Origin of the sequence: Pseudomonas sp. PDM19 (assembly GCF_014852215.1) — a bacterium.
Taxonomy (GTDB): Bacteria; Pseudomonadota; Gammaproteobacteria; order Pseudomonadales; family Pseudomonadaceae; genus Pseudomonas.
In genome coordinates this window covers 1-19,591 of the sequence record NZ_JACVBG010000003.1, presented here as the reverse complement: position 1 = coordinate 19,591, position 19,591 = coordinate 1, and the positions used below count along the sequence as shown (strand labels likewise).

Sequence of the window (19,591 nt, the reverse complement as noted above, 5' to 3'; positions counted from 1 at the left end):
AACCTCTACTAAAAGAGCTGAATCAAGCTTGTTTTTTGGCCAGAGCTTCGACGACGTTCGCCGGAGCTTCAGCGTACTTGGAGAATTCCATGGAGTAGCTAGCGCGACCCTGGGACATGGAACGCACGTCGGTTGCGTAACCGAACATCTCGCCCAGCGGAACCTCGGCACGGATAACCTTACCGGAAACCGAGTCTTCCATCCCCTGAATCAGACCACGACGACGGTTCAGGTCACCCATCACGTCACCCATGTAGTCCTCAGGAGTCACCACTTCCACCTTCATGATCGGCTCCAGGACCTTGCCGCCGCCCTTCTGGGCCAACTGCTTGGTCGCCATGGAAGCAGCGATCTTGAACGCCATCTCGTTGGAGTCGACGTCGTGGTAGGAACCATCGAAGACGGTCGCCTTCAGGCCGATCAGCGGATAGCCGGCAACAACGCCGTTCTTCATCTGCTCTTCGATGCCCTTCTGGATGGCCGGGATGTATTCCTTCGGAACCACACCGCCCACGACTTCGTTGGTGAAGACCAGGCCTTCAGTGATGTTGCCCTTGTCGTCCACGTCCGGAGTCGAGAAGCGAATCCAGCAGTGACCGAACTGACCACGACCACCGGACTGACGAACGAACTTGCCTTCGATCTCGATGTTGTCCTTCGAGATGGTTTCGCGGTACGAAACCTGCGGCTTGCCGATGTTCGCCTCAACGCCGAATTCACGCTTCATGCGGTCGACGAGGATGTCCAGGTGCAGCTCACCCATACCGGAGATGATGGTCTGGCCGGTTTCTTCGTCGGTCTTGACGCGGAACGACGGGTCTTCCTGAGCCAGCTTGCCGAGGGCAATGCCCATCTTCTCCTGGTCAGCCTTGGTCTTCGGCTCAACAGCTACCGAGATTACCGGCTCCGGGAAGTCCATACGCTCGAGGATGATCGGCTTCTCGATATCGCACAGGGTGTCACCGGTGGTGACGTCCTTCATGCCAATCAGAGCAGCGATGTCGCCAGCGCGTACTTCTTTGATCTCGTCACGCTGGTTCGCGTGCATCTGCACCATACGACCAACGCGCTCTTTCTTGCCTTTCACGGAGTTGATAACGGAGTTACCAGACTCCAGAACGCCCGAGTAGACGCGAACGAAGGTCAGAGTACCTACGAACGGGTCGGTGGCGATCTTGAATGCCAGAGCCGAGAACGGAGCATTGTCGTCGGCAGGACGATCGTCCTTCGGAGCTTCGTCGCCGTCGTCGATGTGATCCGGGTGGATACCCTGGATAGCAGGGATCTCGGTCGGAGCAGGCAGGAAGTCGATCACGGCGTCGAGAACCAGGGGCACGCCCTTGTTCTTGAACGAGGAGCCGCAGACAGCCGGTACGATTTCGCAGGCGATGGTACGCAGACGCAGGCCAGCCTTGATCTCTTCGATCGACAGCTCACCCTCTTCCAGGTACTTGTTCATCAGCTCTTCGTTGGCTTCGGCAGCAGCTTCGACCATGTTGTTGCGCCACTCGGTGGCCAGCTCGACCATATCCGCAGGAATTTCTTCCTCGCGGTAGGAAGTGCCTTTGTCGTCTTCGTTCCAGTAGATGGCCTTCATCTTCAGCAGGTCAACCTGACCCTGGAAGTCATCTTCTGCACCGATGGCCAGCTGAACCGGAACCGGGGTGTGACCCAGGCGGTTCTTGATCTGACCGACAACGCGCAGGAAGTTGGCGCCGGCGCGGTCCATCTTGTTCACGTAAACGATACGCGGAACGCCGTACTTGTTGGCTTGACGCCATACGGTTTCGGACTGCGGCTCAACGCCGGAGGTGCCGCAGAACACAACGACGGCGCCGTCCAGTACGCGCAGGGAGCGCTCAACTTCAATGGTGAAGTCTACGTGGCCGGGGGTGTCGATGACGTTTACGCGGTACTTGTCGTACTGGCCGCGCGAACCTTCCCAGAAGGTGGTGATCGCAGCGGAGGTGATGGTAATACCACGCTCCTGCTCCTGCACCATCCAGTCGGTAGTGGCAGCGCCGTCATGCACCTCACCCATCTTGTGGCTGAGACCTGTGTAGAACAGGATCCGCTCGGTGGTGGTGGTCTTGCCCGCGTCAACGTGGGCACAGATACCAATGTTCCGGTAGCGGTTGATTGCTGTGTTACGAGCCATAAAGCCCTCGCAGAAGTAGTGTTGCCGTAATTAGAAGCGGTAGTGCGAGAACGCTTTGTTGGCCTCGGCCATACGGTGTACGTCTTCACGCTTCTTGACAGCGGCGCCTTTACCTTCAGCGGCGTCCATCAGTTCGCCAGCGAGACGCAGAGCCATGGACTTCTCGCCACGCTTGCGGGCGAAGTCCACCAGCCAGCGCATGGCCAGTGCATTACGACGGGACGGACGTACTTCGACCGGAACCTGGTAGGTAGCACCGCCTACACGGCGGGACTTCACTTCGACCAGCGGAGCGATGGCGTCGAGTGCTTTTTCGAAGAGTTCCAGGGGGTCGCCTTTACCGCGCTCTTTGACCTTGTCCAGAGCACCGTAAACGATACGCTCGGCAACGGCTTTCTTGCCGCTTTCCATCACGTGGTTCATGAACTTCGCCAGAATCTGGCTTCCGTATTTAGGATCGGCCAGGATCTCACGTTTGGCCGCTACACGACGTCTTGGCATTGATAAGCCCTCAAACGGTCTTCAGGTAATCCGGGACTTGATGCCCGACCTTACTCTTATCGACTCAGCAAATAGGAAAACAAAATTACTTCGGACGCTTCGCGCCGTACTTCGAACGACCCTGCTTACGGTCTTTGACGCCGGAGGTATCCAGCGAACCGCGCACGGTGTGGTAGCGAACACCCGGAAGGTCCTTTACACGACCGCCACGGATCAGCACTACGCTGTGCTCCTGCAGGTTGTGACCTTCACCACCGATGTACGAGGAAACCTCGAAACCGTTGGTCAGACGAACACGGCACACTTTACGCAGTGCGGAGTTCGGCTTCTTCGGGGTGGTGGTGTATACGCGGGTGCATACGCCGCGACGCTGAGGGCAGTTCTGCAGGGCAGGAACGCCGCTCTTGTCTACCAGGCGCTTGCGCGGTTTGCGCACCAGCTGGTTGATAGTTGCCATCTATAGCTCCACTGATTGTCTTACGACACTTAAAAACAAAAATGGGCAGAGCACGCGCCCTGCCAATTTTCGGGGTACAAGATACTAAAGAGCTTACGGAAGCCAGTCAAGACAAAGCCCCGGTTGTCAAGACAACCGGGGCTTCGTTTGAGGCTTAGTTACCGCTCAGATTGAGCGCTTCGGCCAGTGCTGCTTCGGCCTCGCTCGCGCTCACGCGCTGCGGCTTGCCGAGTTCGCGCTGACGCTTGCGCTCGCTGTGGTAGGCCAGACCGGTACCCGCCGGGATCAGACGACCCACGACCACGTTCTCCTTCAGGCCGCGCAGGAAGTCGCGCTTGCCGGTGACCGCCGCCTCGGTGAGGACGCGGGTGGTCTCCTGGAAGGATGCCGCCGAGATGAACGACTCGGTGGACAGCGAGGCCTTGGTGATACCCAGCAGAACGCGCTCGTACTTGGCCGGGAACTTGTCCTGGGTGCCCAGTACTTCGTTCTCTTCCAGCACGTGAACCAGTTCGACCTGGTCGCCCTTGATGAAGGACGAATCGCCCGACTCGGCCACTTCGACCTTGCGCAGCATCTGGCGCAGGATGGTCTCGATATGCTTGTCGTTGATCTTCACGCCCTGCAGACGGTAAACGTCCTGGATCTCGTTGACGATGTACTTGGCCAGCGAGCTGACACCCAGCAGACGGAGGATGTCGTGCGGGTTGCTCGGGCCGTCGGAGATCACTTCACCACGGCTTACCTGTTCACCTTCGAACACGTTCAGGTGACGCCACTTCGGAATCAGCTCCTCGTACGGATCGCTACCGTCGGTGGGAGTGATGACCAGGCGACGCTTGCCCTTGGTTTCCTTGCCGAAGGAAATGGTGCCGCTGATTTCCGCCAGGATCGAAGGCTCTTTCGGACGACGAGCTTCGAACAGGTCGGCAACGCGCGGCAGACCACCGGTGATGTCGCGGGTCTTCGAGGTTTCCTGCGGGATACGCGCGATAACGTCACCGATACGCACTTTCGCGCCATCGTTGAGGTTGACCAGGGCGTTCGCCGGCAGGAAGTACTGGGCCGGTACGTCGGTACCCGGCAGCAGCAGATCCTTGCCTGCGGCGTCGATCAGCTTCACAGCCGGACGAATGTCCTTGCCGGCAGCCGGACGATCCTTCGGATCCATCACTTCAATGTTGGTCAGACCGGTCAGTTCGTCGGTCTGGCGCTTGATGGTGATGCCCTCTTCCATGCCCACGAAGGCCACGGTGCCGTCCATCTCGGTGACGATCGGGTGGGTGTGCGGGTCCCACTTGGCGACGATGGCGCCCGGGTCGACCTTGTCACCTTCCTTCACGGAAATCACCGCACCGTACGGCAGCTTGTAGCGCTCGCGCTCACGACCGAAGTCGTCGGCTACCGCCAGCTCACCGGAACGGGAAACCGCTACCAGGGCGCCGTCGGCACGCTCTACGTGCTTCAGGTTGTGCAGGCGAATGGTGCCGCCGTTCTTGACCTGTACGTTGTCCACCGCGGAAGTACGGCTGGCCGCACCACCGATGTGGAAGGTACGCATGGTCAGCTGGGTACCCGGCTCACCGATCGACTGGGCAGCGATAACGCCGACAGCCTCACCGATGTTCACGCGGTGACCACGGGCCAGATCGCGGCCGTAGCACATGGCGCAGATGCCGTGACGGGTTTCGCAGGTGATCGGCGAACGCACAACGACTTCGTCGACGCTCATCTGCTCGAGGAAATCGACCCACTTCTCGTCGATCAGGGTACCGGCTTCGACGATCACGTCGTCGCTGCCCGGCTTGAACACGTCGCGAGCCATTACGCGGCCGAGTACACGCTCACCCAGCGGCTCTACCACGTCGCCGCCTTCGATGTGCGGGGACATGACCAGGCCATGCTCGGTGCCGCAGTCGATCTCGGTCACGACCAGGTCCTGGGCCACGTCGACGAGACGACGGGTCAGGTAACCGGAGTTCGCGGTCTTCAGCGCGGTATCCGCCAGACCTTTACGAGCACCGTGAGTGGAGATGAAGTACTGGAGTACGTTCAGGCCTTCACGGAAGTTCGCGGTGATCGGGGTCTCGATGATGGAGCCGTCCGGCTTGGCCATCAGGCCACGCATACCGGCCAGCTGACGGATCTGGGCCGCGGAACCCCGCGCACCGGAGTCCGCCATCATGTACATGGAGTTGAAGGACTCCTGGTCGACCTGCTTGCCTTCGCGATCGGTCACCTTCTCTTTCGAGAGGTTGGCCATCATCGCCTTGGACACTTCGTCGTTGGCCTTGGACCAGAGGTCGATCACCTTGTTGTACTTCTCGCCCTGGGTTACCAGGCCGGAGGCGTACTGGCTCTCGATCTCCTTCACTTCCTCGGTGGCGGCATCGATGATGCGGGCCTTTTCGTCCGGGATGACGAAGTCGTTCACGCCGATCGACACACCGGAGATGGTCGAGTAGGCGAAGCCGGTGTACATCAGCTGGTCAGCGAAGATGACGGTGTCCTTCAGACCCACCACGCGGTAGCAGTGGTTGATCAGCTTGGAGATCGCCTTCTTCTTCATCGACTGATTGACCACGTCGAAGGGCAGGCCGGCCGGGACAACCTGGAACAGCAGCGCACGGCCGACAGTGGAGTCGACGATACGGGTGTTGGCGGTCAGGGAGCCGTCTTCGTTCTTGATCTTCTCGTTGATGCGCACTTTTACGCGGGCGTGCAGGGACACCTGGCCGCTGCGGTACGCGCGGTCAACTTCCTGCAGGTCTGCGAAAGCCATGCCCTCGCCCTTCGCGTTGATCGCTTCACGGGTCATGTAGTAGAGACCCATTACCACGTCCTGCGACGGAACGATGATCGGCTCGCCGTTGGCGGGCGACAGAATGTTGTTGGTGGACATCATCAGCGCACGCGCTTCCAGCTGAGCCTCGAGGGTCAGCGGAACGTGCACGGCCATCTGGTCACCGTCGAAGTCGGCGTTGTACGCGGCGCAGACCAGCGGGTGCAGCTGGATGGCTTTACCTTCGATCAGTACCGGCTCGAACGCCTGGATGCCCAGACGGTGCAGGGTCGGCGCACGGTTCAGCAGTACGGGGTGTTCGCGGATGACTTCAGCGAGAACGTCCCACACTTCCGGCAGCTCGCGCTCGACCATCTTCTTGGCAGCCTTGATGGTGGTGGCCATGCCACGACCTTCCAGCTTGCCGAAGATGAACGGCTTGAACAGCTCCAGGGCCATTTTCTTCGGCAGACCGCACTGGTGCAGACGCAGGGTCGGACCTACGGTAATTACCGAACGACCGGAGTAGTCCACGCGCTTGCCGAGCAGGTTCTGACGGAAGCGACCCTGCTTGCCCTTGATCATGTCGGCCAGGGACTTCAGCGGGCGCTTGTTCGAGCCGGTGATGGCACGGCCGCGGCGACCGTTGTCCAGCAGGGCGTCGACGGCTTCCTGCAGCATGCGCTTTTCGTTGCGCACGATGATGTCGGGAGCTGCCAGATCGAGCAGGCGCTTCAGACGGTTGTTACGGTTGATCACGCGGCGATACAGATCGTTCAGATCCGAAGTCGCGAAGCGGCCGCCATCCAGCGGAACCAGCGGACGCAGGTCCGGCGGCAGCACCGGCAGGACGGTCAGCACCATCCACTCGGGATGGTTGCCGGAGCCCTGGAAGGCTTCCATCAGCTTCAGGCGCTTGGACAGCTTCTTGATCTTGGTTTCCGAGTTGGTCTGCGGAATCTCTTCGCGCAGGCGGCCAATCTCGTGCTCCAGATCGATAGCGTTGAGCAGCTCGCGAACGGCTTCCGCACCCATGCGGGCGTCGAAGTCGTCACCGAACTCTTCGAGGGCTTCGAAGTACTGCTCGTCGTTCAGCAGCTGACCCTTCTCGAGGGTGGTCATGCCCGGATCGATCACCACGTAGCTCTCGAAATAGAGCACGCGCTCGATGTCACGCAGGGTCATGTCCAGCAGCAGGCCGATACGGGACGGCAGGGACTTCAGGAACCAGATGTGGGCGACCGGCGAGGCCAGCTCGATGTGGCCCATGCGCTCGCGGCGCACCTTGGCCAGAGCGACTTCCACGCCGCACTTCTCGCAGATCACACCGCGGTGCTTCAGGCGCTTGTACTTACCGCACAGACACTCGTAGTCCTTCACCGGGCCAAAGATCTTGGCGCAGAACAGGCCATCGCGCTCCGGCTTGAAGGTACGGTAGTTGATGGTCTCCGGCTTCTTGACTTCGCCGAAGGACCAGGAACGAATCATCTCGGGCGAGGCCAGGCCAATACGGATGGCATCGAACTCTTCGATCTGACCCTGGTTTTTCAACAGATTAAGCAAGTCTTTCAAGGCCTTTCCTCCTCACGGACCCGGTGCGACCGGCCTTGACCAGCCGCACCGTTCTGACGTCACGTGTTATTCGGTTTCCAGTTCGATATCGATGCCGAGCGAGCGGATCTCTTTGATCAACACGTTGAAGGACTCGGGCATGCCGGCCTCCATGCGGTGATCCCCGTCCACGATGTTCTTGTACATCTTGGTACGGCCGTTCACGTCGTCCGACTTCACGGTCAGCATTTCCTGCAGGGTGTAGGCGGCACCGTAGGCTTCCAGCGCCCAGACCTCCATCTCCCCGAAACGCTGGCCACCGAACTGCGCCTTACCACCCAGCGGCTGCTGGGTAACCAGGCTGTAAGAGCCGGTGGAACGTGCGTGCATCTTGTCATCGACCAGGTGGTTCAGCTTGAGCATGTACATGTAACCAACGGTGGTCGTACGCTCGAACTGGTTGCCGGTGCGGCCGTCATACAGACGCATCTGACCGCTCTCCGGCAGATCGGCCAGCTTCAGCATGGCCTTGATCTCGCGCTCCTTGGCACCGTCGAACACTGGGGTAGCCATGGGCACGCCGCCCTTGAGGTTGTTGGCCAGAGCGAGGATCTCGTTATCGCTCAGCTCGTCCAGGCTTTCCTGGCGGCCGCCGATCTCGTTGTAGATCTCGTTCAGGAACACACGCAGCTCGGCGATCTTGCGCTGCTCTTCGAGCATGCGGTTGATCTTCTCGCCCAGACCCTTGGCCGCAAGGCCCAGGTGGGTTTCGAGAATCTGACCGACGTTCATACGCGACGGTACGCCCAGCGGGTTCAGAACGATGTCGACCGGAGTGCCATGCACGTCGTGCGGCATGTCTTCGACCGGCATGATCACCGAGACCACACCCTTGTTACCGTGGCGGCCTGCCATCTTGTCGCCCGGCTGGATGCGGCGCTTGATAGCGAGGTAGACCTTGACGATCTTCAGTACGCCCGGAGCCAGGTCGTCGCCCTGCTGCAGCTTGCGCTTCTTGTCTTCGAACTTGTCGTCCAGCATCTGACGGCGGTCGCTGATGTAGGCCTGGGCCTTCTCCAGCTGCTCGTTCAGAGCATCTTCCGCCATGCGCAGCTTGAACCACTGGCCGCGCTCGAGGCCGTCCAGGTACTCGTCGGTGATCTCTGCGCCTTTCTTCAGGGCAGGACCGCCGTCGGCCTTGGCGCCGACCAGAGCGGAACGCAGACGCTCGAAGGTTGCGCCTTCGACGATGCGGAACTCTTCGTTCAGGTCCTTGCGGATCTCGTCCAGCTGCATCTTCTCGATGGACAGGGCACGGCTGTCGCGCTCCACGCCATCGCGGGTGAAGACCTGTACGTCGATGACGGTACCCTTGGTGCCGGTCGGCACGCGCAGGGAGGTGTCCTTCACGTCGGACGCCTTCTCACCGAAGATCGCACGCAGCAGCTTCTCTTCCGGAGTCAGCTGAGTCTCGCCTTTCGGGGTGACTTTGCCGACCAGGATGTCGCCAGCCTGTACTTCGGCGCCGACGTAGACGATGCCAGCTTCGTCCAGCTTGTTCAGCGCAGCCTCACCCACGTTCGGGATGTCCGCGGTGATTTCTTCTGGGCCGAGCTTGGTGTCACGGGCAACGCAAGTCAGTTCCTGGATGTGGATCGTGGTGAAACGATCTTCCTGGACCACGCGCTCGGACAGGCAGATGGAGTCTTCGAAGTTGAAGCCGTTCCAGGGCATGAACGCTACGCGCATGTTCTGACCCAGAGCCAGTTCACCCATGTCGGTGGACGGGCCGTCGGCCAGGATGTCGCTGCGCGAAACCTGGTCACCCTTCTGCACCAGCGGACGCTGGTTGATGCAGGTGTTCTGGTTCGAACGGGTGTACTTGGTCAGGTTGTAGATGTCGACACCGGCTTCGCCAGTCTCGACTTCGTCGTCGTTCACGCGGACCACGATACGGCTGGCGTCGACCGAGTCGATCACGCCACCACGACGGGCAACCACGCAGACACCGGAGTCACGGGCGACGTTGCGCTCCATGCCAGTACCTACCAGCGGCTTGTCGGCGCGCAGGGTCGGTACAGCCTGACGCTGCATGTTCGAACCCATGAGTGCACGGTTGGCGTCGTCGTGCTCGAGGAACGGAATCAGCGAGGCAGCGACGGAAACGACCTGCTTCGGCGACACGTCCATGAGGGTGACGTCTTCCGGCGCCTTCACGGTGAATTCGTTCAGGTGACGTACGGCTACCAGTTCGTCGATCAGCTCACCCTTTTCGTTCAGGGTGGCGGAGGCCTGGGCGATCACATGATCGGCCTCTTCGATCGCGGACAGGAAGACGATGTCGTCGCTGACCAGACCTTCCTTCACCACGCGGTACGGGCTTTCGAGGAAGCCGTACTTGTTGGTGCGGGCGTAGGTAGCCAGGGAGTTGATCAGACCGATGTTCGGACCTTCAGGGGTTTCGATCGGGCACACGCGGCCGTAGTGGGTCGGGTGTACGTCACGAACCTCGAAGCCCGCGCGCTCACGGGTCAGACCACCCGGGCCGAGTGCGGAGACGCGGCGCTTGTGGGTGATCTCGGAGAGCGGGTTGTTCTGGTCCATGAACTGCGACAGCTGGCTGGAACCGAAGAACTCCTTGATCGCGGCAGCCACCGGCTTGGCGTTGATCAGGTCCTGCGGCATCAGGCCTTCGCTTTCGGCCATCGACAGACGTTCCTTGACCGCGCGCTCTACACGCACCAGGCCAACGCGGAACTGGTTCTCGGCCATCTCGCCGACGCAACGGACGCGACGGTTACCCAGGTGGTCGATGTCGTCGACGATGCCTTTACCGTTACGGATGGCAACCAGGGTCTTGAGGACCTCGACGATGTCTTCCTTGCTCAGGACGCCGGCGCCTTCGATCTCGGTACGACCGATACGACGGTTGAACTTCATGCGGCCAACGGCGGACAGGTCGTAACGCTCGGCGCTGAAGAACAGGTTGCCGAACAGGGTCTCGGCGGCTTCCTTGGTCGGCGGCTCGCCGGGACGCATCATGCGATAGATCTCGACCAGCGCTTCCAGTTGGTTGCTGGTGGAGTCGATCTTCAGCGTGTCGGAGATGAACGGACCGCAGTCGATGTCGTTGGTGTACAGAGTTTCCAGGCGCGCAACCTGGGCCTTGGCGATCTTGGCCAGGGCATCGACGGTCAGCTCGGTGTTGCACTCGGCGATGATCTCGCCGGTAGCCGGGTGCACGACAGCCTTGGCCACGGTACGGCCAATCAGGTAGTCGAACGGCACTTCCAGCTGGCTGATGCCAGCCTTCTCGAGCTGATTGATGTGGCGCGCGGTGATACGGCGGCCCGCTTCAACGATGACCTTGCCGGCAGCATCCTTGATGTCGAAGCTGGCGATCTCGCCACGCAGACGCGACGGCACCAGCTCCAGATTCAGGGTCTCGCCCTTGATCTCGTAGACGTTGGTGTCATAGAACGCGTTGAGGATTTCCTCGGTGCTGTAGTTCAGCGCGCGCAGCAGGACGGAAGCCGGCAGTTTGCGGCGACGGTCGATACGAACGAACACGCAGTCCTTCGGATCGAACTCGAAGTCGAGCCAGGAACCGCGGTAAGGAATGATGCGCGCGGAGTACAGCAGCTTGCCGGAGCTGTGGGTCTTGCCACGGTCGTGGTCGAAGAACACGCCCGGGGAGCGGTGCAGCTGGGAAACGATGACGCGCTCGGTACCGTTGATGATGAAGGTACCGTTCTCGGTCATCAGGGGGATTTCCCCCATGTAGACTTCTTGTTCCTTGATGTCCTTGATCGCTTTGTTCGACGATTCCTTGTCGAAAATGATCAGGCGCACTTTCACACGCAGCGGGACCGCGAAGGTCACACCACGCAGCACGCATTCCTTGACATCGAAGGCCGGCTCACCCAGACGGTAGCCGACGTATTCCAGGGCAGCATTGCCGGAATAGCTGATAATCGGGAAGACGGACTTGAAGGCCGCATGCAGGCCGATGTCTCGGACCTGGTCCTTGCTTGCACCCGCCTGCAGGAATTCGCGATAGGAATCCAGCTGGATGGCCAGCAAATACGGCACATCCATGACGTCCGGCAACTTGCTAAAGTCCTTGCGGATACGTTTTTTCTCAGTGTATGAGTAAGCCATCAGCGTTCCCCAGCTTGGTCACCTGCTTGTTTGGCCTCTCCCGCACAGGGGAGCAGCCCAAAAATCGTGCAAACCCTAGGTTTGCGCCGCCACTCGTGGCGGGATTTTCACGTTATGGGAGGCACCTACGGCACCCCACCCATAACGGAAAAAGGCCGGTGGCAATTGCCACCAGCCATCAGCCTGTCGCTTAACGCTCGGGCTGTCGACGCAAGGTACGAACTTACTTGAGCTCGACCTTGGCGCCTGCTTCTTCCAGGGCTTTCTTGGCAGCTTCGGCTTCTTCTTTCGAAGCGCCTTCCTTGACCACGCCCGGGGCGCCGTCAACGACAGCCTTGGCTTCTTTCAGGCCCAGGCCGGTCAGTTCACGAACGACCTTGATCACGTTCACTTTCTTGTCGCCAGCTTCGGCCAGGACGATGGTGAACTCGGTCTGCTCTTCAGCAGCGGCAGCAGCCGGGCCGGCAGCAGCAACGGTAGCGGCAGCAGCGGTAACGCCGAACTTCTCTTCCATCGCCTTGATCAGTTCAACGATCTGCATGACGGACATTTCGGATACGGCGGAGATGATGTCTTCGTTGGTCAGAGCCATGACTCTAATTCCTGTATTGGGTGACGGCCTAAGGCCATCGAATTAAACAAAAAAGGTTGAAAGCAGATGCCGAGCCTTAGGCTGCGGTAGCTTCTTTCTGATCGCGAATTGCCGCCAGAGTACGAGCCAGCTTGCTGGTAGCGCCTTGGATCACGCTCATCAGCTGTGCAACAGCTTCGTTGTAGGTCGGCAGGGTCGCCAGCACGTCGATCTGATTGGCTGCGAGGAACTGACCCTCGAACGCGGCCGCCTTGATCTCGAACTTGTCCTGACCCTTGGCAAACTCCTTGAAGATACGAGCGGCAGCGCCCGGATGTTCGTTGGAGAAAGCAATCAGGGTCGGGCCCTTGAACGTGTCGTTGAGCACTTCAAACTGAGTGCCTTCAACGGCGCGCTTGAGCAGGGTGTTACGTACGACTTTCACGTACACACCAGCTGCGCGGGCCTCTTTACGGAGTCCGGTCATAGCGCCGACAGTCACGCCGCGTGCATCAACCACGACAGCGGACAGACCGGCTTTGGCAGCCTCGTTGACTTCAGCGACGATGGCCTTCTTGTCTTCGAGTTTAATTGCCACGGGTTTACTCCTGGATGTTACCGATTCGTCCAGCCGGAGCCGGACGGCGTTTTGGTGTCTGATTCGGTAAACGAATCGGGAGCACCATCTGCGTAGGCTTGAGGTTTAAGGCTTGCGCCGCCTACGGTCTTGGATAGCCCCCGCCAGGCAGGGACCCCAATACCTGCGAGCAGTGGGCGAACCCACTACTCGACTTAGTTCATCAGCCTTCCAGCGAAGCCTGATCGATCTGCAGACCCGGGCCCATGGTGGTGCTCAGGGTCACGCGCTGAACGTACACGCCCTTCGAGGAGGACGGCTTCAGGCGCTTCAGATCGCTCAGCAGCGCTTCCACGTTCTGCTTCAGCTTGACCGGCTCGAAGTCGATCTTGCCAACGGAAGCGTGGATGATGCCGTTCTTGTCGGTACGGAAACGTACCTGACCGGCTTTGGCGTTCTTGACGGCGGTAGCGACGTCCGGGGTCACGGTGCCGACCTTCGGGTTCGGCATCAGACCGCGCGGGCCCAGTACCTGGCCCAGCTGGCCAACAACACGCATCGCGTCCGGGGAGGCGATAACGACGTCGTAGTTCAGGTCGCCGGCTTTCATTTCGGCAGCCAGTTCGTCCATGCCAACCTTGTCTGCACCAGCAGCCAGGGCAGCTTCAACACCAGGACCCTGGGTGAAGACGGCAACGCGTACGGATTTGCCGGTACCGTTCGGCAGAACGGTGGCGCCACGTACGACCTGGTCGGATTTACGCGGATCAACGCCCAGATTGATGGCGATGTCCACGGACTCCTTGAACTTGATGGTCGACAGCTCGGCCAGCAGCTTGGCGGCATCTTCGAAGCCGTATTGCTTGCCTGCTTCGATCTTCTCGGCGATAGCCTTTTGACGCTTGGTCAGCTTAGCCATTACACACCCTCCACGTTCAGGCCCATGCTGCGCGCGGAGCCAGCAATGGTACGTACGGCAGCGTCCAGGTCAGCAGCGGTCAGGTCAGCCTGCTTGGCCTTGGCGATCTCTTCCAGCTGAGCACGGGTAACGGTGCCGACTTTCTGAGAGTTCGGACGAGCGGAACCGCTGGTGATGCCAGCTGCTTTTTTCAGCAGGACGGCAGCGGGGGTGCTCTTGGTTTCGAAGGTGAAGCTACGGTCGCTGTAAACGGTGATGATCACAGGAGTCGGCAGACCCGGCTCTTGGCCTTGGGTCTTGGCGTTGAACGCCTTGCAGAATTCCATGATGTTCACGCCGTGCTGACCCAGAGCCGGGCCGACGGGCGGCGACGGGTTGGCCTGGCCGGCCTTAACTTGCAGCTTGATGTAAGCCGTGATTTTCTTAGCCATTTGCTACTCCAAATGCGGGTCAAGCGCCCTGTCGGGCTCCCCGGTTGCTTTCGCGTTTTATCCCAAGGACGACAAAACCCCGCAGCCTAGGGCTGCGGGGTGTGGGATTCAGTGTGCCAGTTAAACTTTCTCTACCTGGCTGAACTCCAGCTCTACCGGGGTAGAGCGACCGAAAATGAGCACAGCGACCTGGATGCGGCTCTTTTCGTAGTTAACTTCTTCGACGACGCCATTGAAGTCAGCAAACGGACCATCGATGACACGAACAGTCTCGCCCGGCTCGAACAGGGTCTTCGGCTTCGGCTTGTCGCCGCTATCAGCGACACGACGCAGGATGGCATCAGCCTCTTTATCGGTGATCGGCGCCGGTTTGTCGGCAGTACCACCAATGAAGCCCATGACGCGAGGAGTATCCTTGACCAGGTGCCAAGTACCCTCGTTCATATCCATCTGCACCAGGACATAGCCCGGGAAGAATTTGCGCTCACTCTTGCGCTTCTGGCCGTTCCGCATCTCCACGACTTCTTCAGTGGGGACGAGAATCTCACCAAACCCATCTTCCATGCCGGCCAGTTTGACCCGCTCGATCAGCGAGCGCATGACATGCTTCTCGTAACCCGAGTAGGCATGCACAACGTACCAACGCTTAGCCACGGAACACCCTTAACCTACGATCATGGAAACCAGCCAACCCAGCAGGGAGTCGAGCCCCCAAAGCACCAGCGCCATTACCAGCACTACTGCCACTACGATCAGCGTGGTCTGAGTTGTCTCTTGACGAGACGGCCATACAACCTTGCGAATCTCGGCGCGAGCTTCTTTAGCCAAAGTAAAGAAGGCACGCCCCTTGACGGTCTGCAGCGAGATGAAGCCAGCAACAGCCGCCATTACGAGGATACCGAGAACGCGATAGAAGATCGGTTGCGCGGAATAATACTGGTTGGCAACCACAGCCACCACAACCAGCACTGCAACCACAAGCCACTTCAAGAGATCAAGACGCGACTCTTTGGCTTCTACCTTCGCATTCATCTGCTAGGAATCCCGTTTAAAGAAGTGCCAGATCTTGAGAAATCTGGCAGGCCAGGAGGGAATCGAACCCCCAACCTGCGGTTTTGGAGACCGCCGCTCTGCCAATTGAGCTACTGGCCTAGAACAAAGTCAGGCCGACCATTATGCCGGCCTGAGAGGGAAAGATCAATCGATTATTCGATGATCTTGGCAACCACGCCGGCGCCAACGGTACGGCCGCCTTCGCGAATCGCGAAGCGCAGGCCATCTTCCATGGCGATCGGAGCGATCAGGGTGACAACCATTTTCACGTTGTCGCCCGGCATTACCATCTCAACGCCTTCCGGCAGTTCGCAGTTGCCGGTTACGTCGGTGGTACGGAAGTAGAACTGCGGGCGGTAGCCTTTGAAGAACGGGGTGTGACGACCACCTTCTTCCTTGGACAGCACGTACACTTCGCACTCGAACTTGGTGTGCGGCTTGATGGTGCCCGGCTTGGCCAGAACCTGACCACGCTCTACGTCTTCACGCTTGGTGCCACGCAGCAGAACGCCGACGTTCTCACCAGCACGACCTTCGTCGAGCAGCTTGCGGAACATTTCAACGCCGGTGCAGGTAGTCTTGGTGGTCGCCTTGATGCCGACGATTTCCACTTCTTCCTGGATCTTGACGATGCCACGCTCAACACGGCCAGTTACCACGGTGCCACGACCGGAGATCGAGAATACGTCTTCGATCGGCATCAGGAACGGCTTGTCGATAGCGCGCTCGGGCTCAGGGATGTACGAGTCCAGGGTTTCTACCAGCTTGCGCACAGCGGAAACGCCCATCTCGTTGTCGTCCTGGCCGTTCAGAGCCATCAGAGCGGAACCGATAACGATCGGGGTGTCGTCGCCCGGGAAGTCGTAGGTGTTCAGCAGATCGCGAACTTCCATTTCGACCAGTTCCAGCAGCTCGGCGTCGTCAACCATGTCGGCCTTGTTCAGGAACACGACAATGTAAGGAACGCCTACCTGACGGGACAGCAGGATGTGCTCGCGGGTCTGCGGCATGGGGCCGTCAGCAGCGGAGCAAACCAGGATCGCGCCGTCCATCTGGGCAGCACCGGTGATCATGTTCTTCACGTAGTCGGCGTGACCCGGGCAGTCTACGTGAGCGTAGTGGCGTACCGGCGAGTCGTATTCAACGTGAGAGGTGTTGATGGTGATACCACGAGCCTTCTCTTCCGGCGCGTTGTCGATCTGGTCGAAAGCGCGAGCGGAGCCGCCCCAGGTCTCGGAGCAGACCTTGGTCAGAGCAGCGGTCAGAGTGGTTTTGCCGTGGTCAACGTGACCGATGGTGCCGACGTTTACGTGCGGCTTGTTACGCTCAAACTTTTCTTTAGCCATCTTGACCGCCTCCCGTAAGGAATTGAGAAAGTCACGTCACCATTAAAACAAAGGCAGATATTTTCATATCTGCCTTTGCGAGATGGAGCTCATGAGCGGATTTGAACCGCTGACCTCACCCTTACCAAGGGTGTGCTCTACCAGCTGAGCTACATGAGCAAGACATAAGCAACAAACTTGGAGCGGGTAGCGGGAATCGAACCCGCATCATCAGCTTGGAAGGCTGAGGTTCTACCACTGAACTATACCCGCGGAGCTTGCAGCTCACGCTTGAAAACTGGTGGAGGGGGAAGGATTCGAACCTTCGAAGTCTGAGACGTCAGATTTACAGTCTGATCCCTTTGGCCGCTCGGGAACCCCTCCGAGTGAGGCGGCATTCTACAGCCTGCCACCGCGTTGTCAACTGTTTTTCTTTAAAAAACTTGAGCTTAGCTCTTCGACAACGGCTTCCAGTGTTTGACCTTTTCAGGCCGCCCCTGTGAAGCGGGCGCCATTCTATTCAAACTATTGAGGGCTTGCAACGCTTTTACACGGCATTGTTTGTTTTTCCAGTTCCGGGAAGTCCGGGACCAGTTGACGCACCACGGAATCATCCACCAGGCGCGCGCTTTCTGCGGCTATCTGCGCCCAGTAATCATGCTGCGAGCGAGCAAGTTCGCGCACCAGAGCATCGTAGCCAGCAGATTTCAGACGCTCGACGACACTGTCAGCGGAATCCTTGCGCTGGAAGATCCCGAGGGAAATCCCGTCAGTCAGGTCGCCCTCGGTGATGATGTAGCTATCGATCTTGCGCGCCTGCAGCTCGCGCAGCTGCCACAGGGATGCCTGGCGCGATGCCAGCGGCGGCAGATAAACCCAGTAATCGACACCTGCCGCGGCATCCACCGTCTGCACTGACGCCTGGACATCCAGGCTCAGCAAGCGCTGGACCAGTTGCCGGGCGCGATCCTCAGCAGGGAAGCTGCCCAGGAAGACACACGCGGACGCAGGAGCAGCCGCCGGCTTTTCTTCTGCCGGACGACGCTGAGGCGCCTCGGCAGACTCACTGAGCAGGCGAATATTCTTTTGCTCAGAGTGAAACAGACTGAGCGGCGCAATCTCCTTCGGGCGAAGCGGCGCCTGCTGCTGGTGCCAGACGTAATAGAAGACATTGAGGGCGAGCAGGAAGAGGAAGAACCAACGCATCGATCAGACTCACTCGATCGGACAGGCAAGCGCCAAGCCGAGAAACACCAGGTCCGGAAGCACGACAGCACGAGCACTCTCATCCTTGACGAGCTCAGCATCACCCCCGGTCAGATAGACAGCGCAGTCATCGCCCAGCAGCTTGTTGGCCAGAGCAATCTGCTCCCGCACAAACCCGCGCAGCATCAGCACGCAACCGCGCTCTACGGCCTCGGACGTTTCCTGGCCTGGCAGCAGATTCTGCAGCGCTTCATGAGCTGCCTCATCGTCATAACGAATACGGCGCGTATGCGTGCGCAACTGGCTGCGCATCAGAGGCATCCCGGGAGCTATATAGCCACCCAGATGCTTGCCGGCGGCGTCGACCAGATCGGAAGTGACCGCAGTGCCCAGATCGAGCACCAGGCAGCCACGCCCCGCAAGGCAATGGCCCGCCACGAGGGCAAGCCAGCGATCCATCCCGAGCCGCTGATACTCGCGGTAGCCATTCAGCACACCGCTCAACTCGGTCGCCGGCGCAGCAATCTGCACAGCAATGGGGAATGCGCTTTCCAGGCCAACACGAAGCGCGTCGGTTTCCTGCTCGCTGCGCACGCTGACCATACGGCAATAGCGAATATCGACCACTTCGCTGGCCTGCAATTGCGCAAGCAGCGCCTGATCGGAATCAGCCACGCCACCCGCGACGGTCACCAGGTCGTGCTTTCTGACCACCCGCCACTTGATCAGGCTGTTTCCGCAATCCAACTCAAGAATCATCCGACAACCTCAGACTCAACTCGCCTCCGCTGTAGCTCTGCTCCTTGCCATCCACCAGGAGACGCAGCGCGCCTCTTTCATCGATGCCAAGGGCACGCCCAACGATATTATTGGCGACAGTGGACAGTGTGACCTGCCGCCCCTGCCATAGATGAAGGGATTCCCACTCCTCGCGACTCGCGGCAAATCCGCGTTCGCGATGACGGGAGAGCGCATGCGCGAGTTGTGACTCCAACGCCTGCAGCAACTCATTGCGATCGACCAGCCTACCCAGCGTTTCTCGCACCGACGTCCAGGGCTGATCAATGGCGTCAGCCTTGCGCATGTTCACATTGATACCGATACCGATGGCAACGCTGCAGATGTCAGCAGGATCCCCAGTCAACTCCAACAGGATACCGGCGATCTTCTTGCCACCGACGAGGACGTCATTGGGCCATTTCAGGCCGACATCCTTTACGCCCAGCGCCTGGATGGCCTTCGCCACAGCAAGACCAACCACCAGACTCATCCCCTCCAGCTCCTGCGCACCACCGCGCACAGTGATGCCGAGGGTGTAATAAAGGTTGGCACCGAACGGACTTTCCCACTGCCGCCCTCGCCTCCCCCGCCCAGCAGTCTGGCGCTCACCAAGAATGGCGAACGGCGCCACAGAGCCGGCAGAGAGGCGTCTCAGGACCTCAGCGTTGGTGGAGTCGATCGAAAACAGGACATCGAGAGGCCACTGGCCGGAGTCGGACCTGGGCGAGATGATGCTCAGAGGCTCTTCCAGGCGGTAGCCACGGCCGCGCACTCGCTGCACGACCATACCGTAGTCACGCTCAAAACCCTCAAGGCGCTTCCAGACAGCACTGCGACTTACTCCGAGGAGAGCACCCAGCTCCTCTCCGGAATGGAAGCGGCCATCGCTCAGCAGTTTCAGCAAGGTCTGCATATCACCCCCGCAACAGTCAGGCACGCATCATATAGAGGCATGCCTGAATTGCCTACGCAGCAATGGCCCGACTTTTCAGCGCGCAAAAGCAAAACCCCCGGCCAGCGATGCTGACCAGGGGTCTTGGGATAGGAGCTTGACGATGACCTACTCTCACATGGAGAAACTCCACACTACCATCGGCGATGCGTCGTTTCACTACTGAG

15 protein-coding genes and 4 tRNA genes are annotated in these 19,591 nt (G+C 59.6%); all 19 read right to left on the bottom strand.

The features are described 5' to 3' along the window. Positions 1–22: 22 nt before the first annotated feature. The 19 genes from fusA to birA all read right to left on the bottom strand — a co-directional run bounded on the left by fusA (position 23) and on the right by birA (position 19,385). Entirely contained in the window at positions 23–2,158 is a 2,136-nt protein-coding gene (gene fusA, locus IB273_RS16000) for an elongation factor G (RefSeq protein ID WP_045217356.1), read from the bottom strand. 30 nt (positions 2,159–2,188) lie between these two features. Further along, a complete protein-coding gene (gene rpsG / locus IB273_RS15995) occupies positions 2,189–2,659 on the bottom strand; it encodes a 30S ribosomal protein S7 (protein ID WP_015475318.1) in 471 nt (156 codons plus the stop codon). A gap of 85 nt (positions 2,660–2,744) precedes the next feature. Next, on the bottom strand, positions 2,745–3,116 hold the full coding sequence (gene rpsL, locus IB273_RS15990) for a 30S ribosomal protein S12 (RefSeq protein WP_015475317.1): 372 nt from the start codon (positions 3,114–3,116) through the stop codon (positions 2,745–2,747). A 154-nt stretch (positions 3,117–3,270) separates the two neighbouring features. Then, positions 3,271–7,470: a DNA-directed RNA polymerase subunit beta' gene (gene rpoC, locus IB273_RS15985; RefSeq protein ID WP_026078720.1), complete on the bottom strand. Its 4,200-nt coding sequence runs from the start codon at positions 7,468–7,470 to the stop codon at positions 3,271–3,273. A gap of 66 nt (positions 7,471–7,536) precedes the next feature. Beyond that, on the bottom strand, positions 7,537–11,610 hold the full coding sequence (rpoB, locus tag IB273_RS15980) for a DNA-directed RNA polymerase subunit beta (protein WP_192224534.1): 4,074 nt from the start codon (positions 11,608–11,610) through the stop codon (positions 7,537–7,539). Between the two features lie 223 nt (positions 11,611–11,833). Continuing rightward, positions 11,834–12,202, bottom strand: a complete 369-nt coding sequence (rplL, locus tag IB273_RS15975) for a 50S ribosomal protein L7/L12 (protein ID WP_017516430.1) — start codon at positions 12,200–12,202, stop codon at positions 11,834–11,836. Between the two features lie 76 nt (positions 12,203–12,278). Further along, positions 12,279–12,779 carry a 50S ribosomal protein L10 gene (gene rplJ, locus IB273_RS15970; protein ID WP_017516429.1) on the bottom strand — a complete coding sequence of 167 codons (501 nt, stop codon included), beginning with the start codon at positions 12,777–12,779 and terminating at the stop codon, positions 12,279–12,281. 202 nt (positions 12,780–12,981) lie between these two features. Then, complete coding sequence (gene rplA, locus IB273_RS15965) at positions 12,982–13,677, bottom strand: 50S ribosomal protein L1 (RefSeq protein ID WP_015475312.1); 696 nt, start codon at positions 13,675–13,677, stop codon at positions 12,982–12,984. After that, the gene (gene rplK / locus IB273_RS15960; RefSeq protein WP_024767122.1) at positions 13,677–14,108 is read right to left on the bottom strand and encodes a 50S ribosomal protein L11; all 432 of its coding nucleotides are present in this window, start codon (positions 14,106–14,108) and stop codon (positions 13,677–13,679) included. The genes rplA and rplK overlap by 1 nt, the downstream gene beginning before the upstream one ends. 120 nt (positions 14,109–14,228) lie before the next feature. Beyond that, a complete protein-coding gene (gene nusG, locus IB273_RS15955; protein WP_081520875.1) occupies positions 14,229–14,762 on the bottom strand; it encodes a transcription termination/antitermination protein NusG in 534 nt (177 codons plus the stop codon). Between the two features lie 9 nt (positions 14,763–14,771). Beyond that, positions 14,772–15,140 carry a preprotein translocase subunit SecE gene (gene secE, locus IB273_RS15950; RefSeq protein ID WP_081520874.1) on the bottom strand — a complete coding sequence of 123 codons (369 nt, stop codon included), beginning with the start codon at positions 15,138–15,140 and terminating at the stop codon, positions 14,772–14,774. Positions 15,141–15,184: 44 nt separating this feature from the next. Further along, positions 15,185–15,260 (bottom strand) — tRNA-Trp (locus tag IB273_RS15945). Positions 15,261–15,313: 53 nt separating this feature from the next. Then, entirely contained in the window at positions 15,314–16,507 is a 1,194-nt protein-coding gene (tuf, locus tag IB273_RS15940) for an elongation factor Tu (RefSeq protein ID WP_054910987.1), read from the bottom strand. Positions 16,508–16,590: 83 nt separating this feature from the next. Then, positions 16,591–16,666, bottom strand: a tRNA-Thr gene (locus IB273_RS15935). 19 nt (positions 16,667–16,685) lie between these two features. After that, positions 16,686–16,759: transfer RNA gene (locus tag IB273_RS15930), tRNA-Gly, on the bottom strand. Positions 16,760–16,785: 26 nt separating this feature from the next. Further along, positions 16,786–16,870: transfer RNA gene (locus IB273_RS15925), tRNA-Tyr, on the bottom strand. Between the two features lie 141 nt (positions 16,871–17,011). Further along, positions 17,012–17,692 carry an SPOR domain-containing protein gene (locus tag IB273_RS15920; RefSeq protein WP_081517080.1) on the bottom strand — a complete coding sequence of 227 codons (681 nt, stop codon included), beginning with the start codon at positions 17,690–17,692 and terminating at the stop codon, positions 17,012–17,014. A 9-nt stretch (positions 17,693–17,701) separates the two neighbouring features. Next, positions 17,702–18,451, bottom strand: coding sequence for a pantothenate kinase (locus tag IB273_RS15915; RefSeq protein ID WP_081517079.1), 750 nt, complete (start codon positions 18,449–18,451; stop codon positions 17,702–17,704). Further along, the gene (gene birA, locus IB273_RS15910; RefSeq protein ID WP_192224533.1) at positions 18,441–19,385 is read right to left on the bottom strand and encodes a bifunctional biotin--[acetyl-CoA-carboxylase] ligase/biotin operon repressor BirA; all 945 of its coding nucleotides are present in this window, start codon (positions 19,383–19,385) and stop codon (positions 18,441–18,443) included. The genes IB273_RS15915 and birA overlap by 11 nt, the downstream gene beginning before the upstream one ends. Between the last annotated feature and the right edge of the window lie 206 nt (positions 19,386–19,591).

What these genes read in the sequence shown, in the direction of transcription:
- fusA (WP_045217356.1), bottom strand. Translation starts at nt 2,158, where the DNA reads ATGGCTCGTAACACAGCAATCAACCGCTACCGGAACATTGGTATCTGT.
- rpsG (WP_015475318.1), bottom strand. Translation starts at nt 2,659, where the DNA reads ATGCCAAGACGTCGTGTAGCGGCCAAACGTGAGATCCTGGCCGATCCT.
- rpsL (WP_015475317.1), bottom strand. Translation starts at nt 3,116, where the DNA reads ATGGCAACTATCAACCAGCTGGTGCGCAAACCGCGCAAGCGCCTGGTA.
- rpoB (WP_192224534.1), bottom strand. Translation starts at nt 11,610, where the DNA reads ATGGCTTACTCATACACTGAGAAAAAACGTATCCGCAAGGACTTTAGC.
- rplL (WP_017516430.1), bottom strand. Translation starts at nt 12,202, where the DNA reads ATGGCTCTGACCAACGAAGACATCATCTCCGCCGTATCCGAAATGTCC.
- rplA (WP_015475312.1), bottom strand. Translation starts at nt 13,677, where the DNA reads ATGGCTAAGCTGACCAAGCGTCAAAAGGCTATCGCCGAGAAGATCGAA.
- rplK (WP_024767122.1), bottom strand. Translation starts at nt 14,108, where the DNA reads ATGGCTAAGAAAATCACGGCTTACATCAAGCTGCAAGTTAAGGCCGGC.
- secE (WP_081520874.1), bottom strand. Translation starts at nt 15,140, where the DNA reads ATGAATGCGAAGGTAGAAGCCAAAGAGTCGCGTCTTGATCTCTTGAAG.
- tuf (WP_054910987.1), bottom strand. Translation starts at nt 16,507, where the DNA reads ATGGCTAAAGAAAAGTTTGAGCGTAACAAGCCGCACGTAAACGTCGGC.
- IB273_RS15920 (WP_081517080.1), bottom strand. Translation starts at nt 17,692, where the DNA reads ATGCGTTGGTTCTTCCTCTTCCTGCTCGCCCTCAATGTCTTCTATTAC.
- IB273_RS15915 (WP_081517079.1), bottom strand. Translation starts at nt 18,451, where the DNA reads ATGATTCTTGAGTTGGATTGCGGAAACAGCCTGATCAAGTGGCGGGTG.
- birA (WP_192224533.1), bottom strand. Translation starts at nt 19,385, where the DNA reads ATGCAGACCTTGCTGAAACTGCTGAGCGATGGCCGCTTCCATTCCGGA.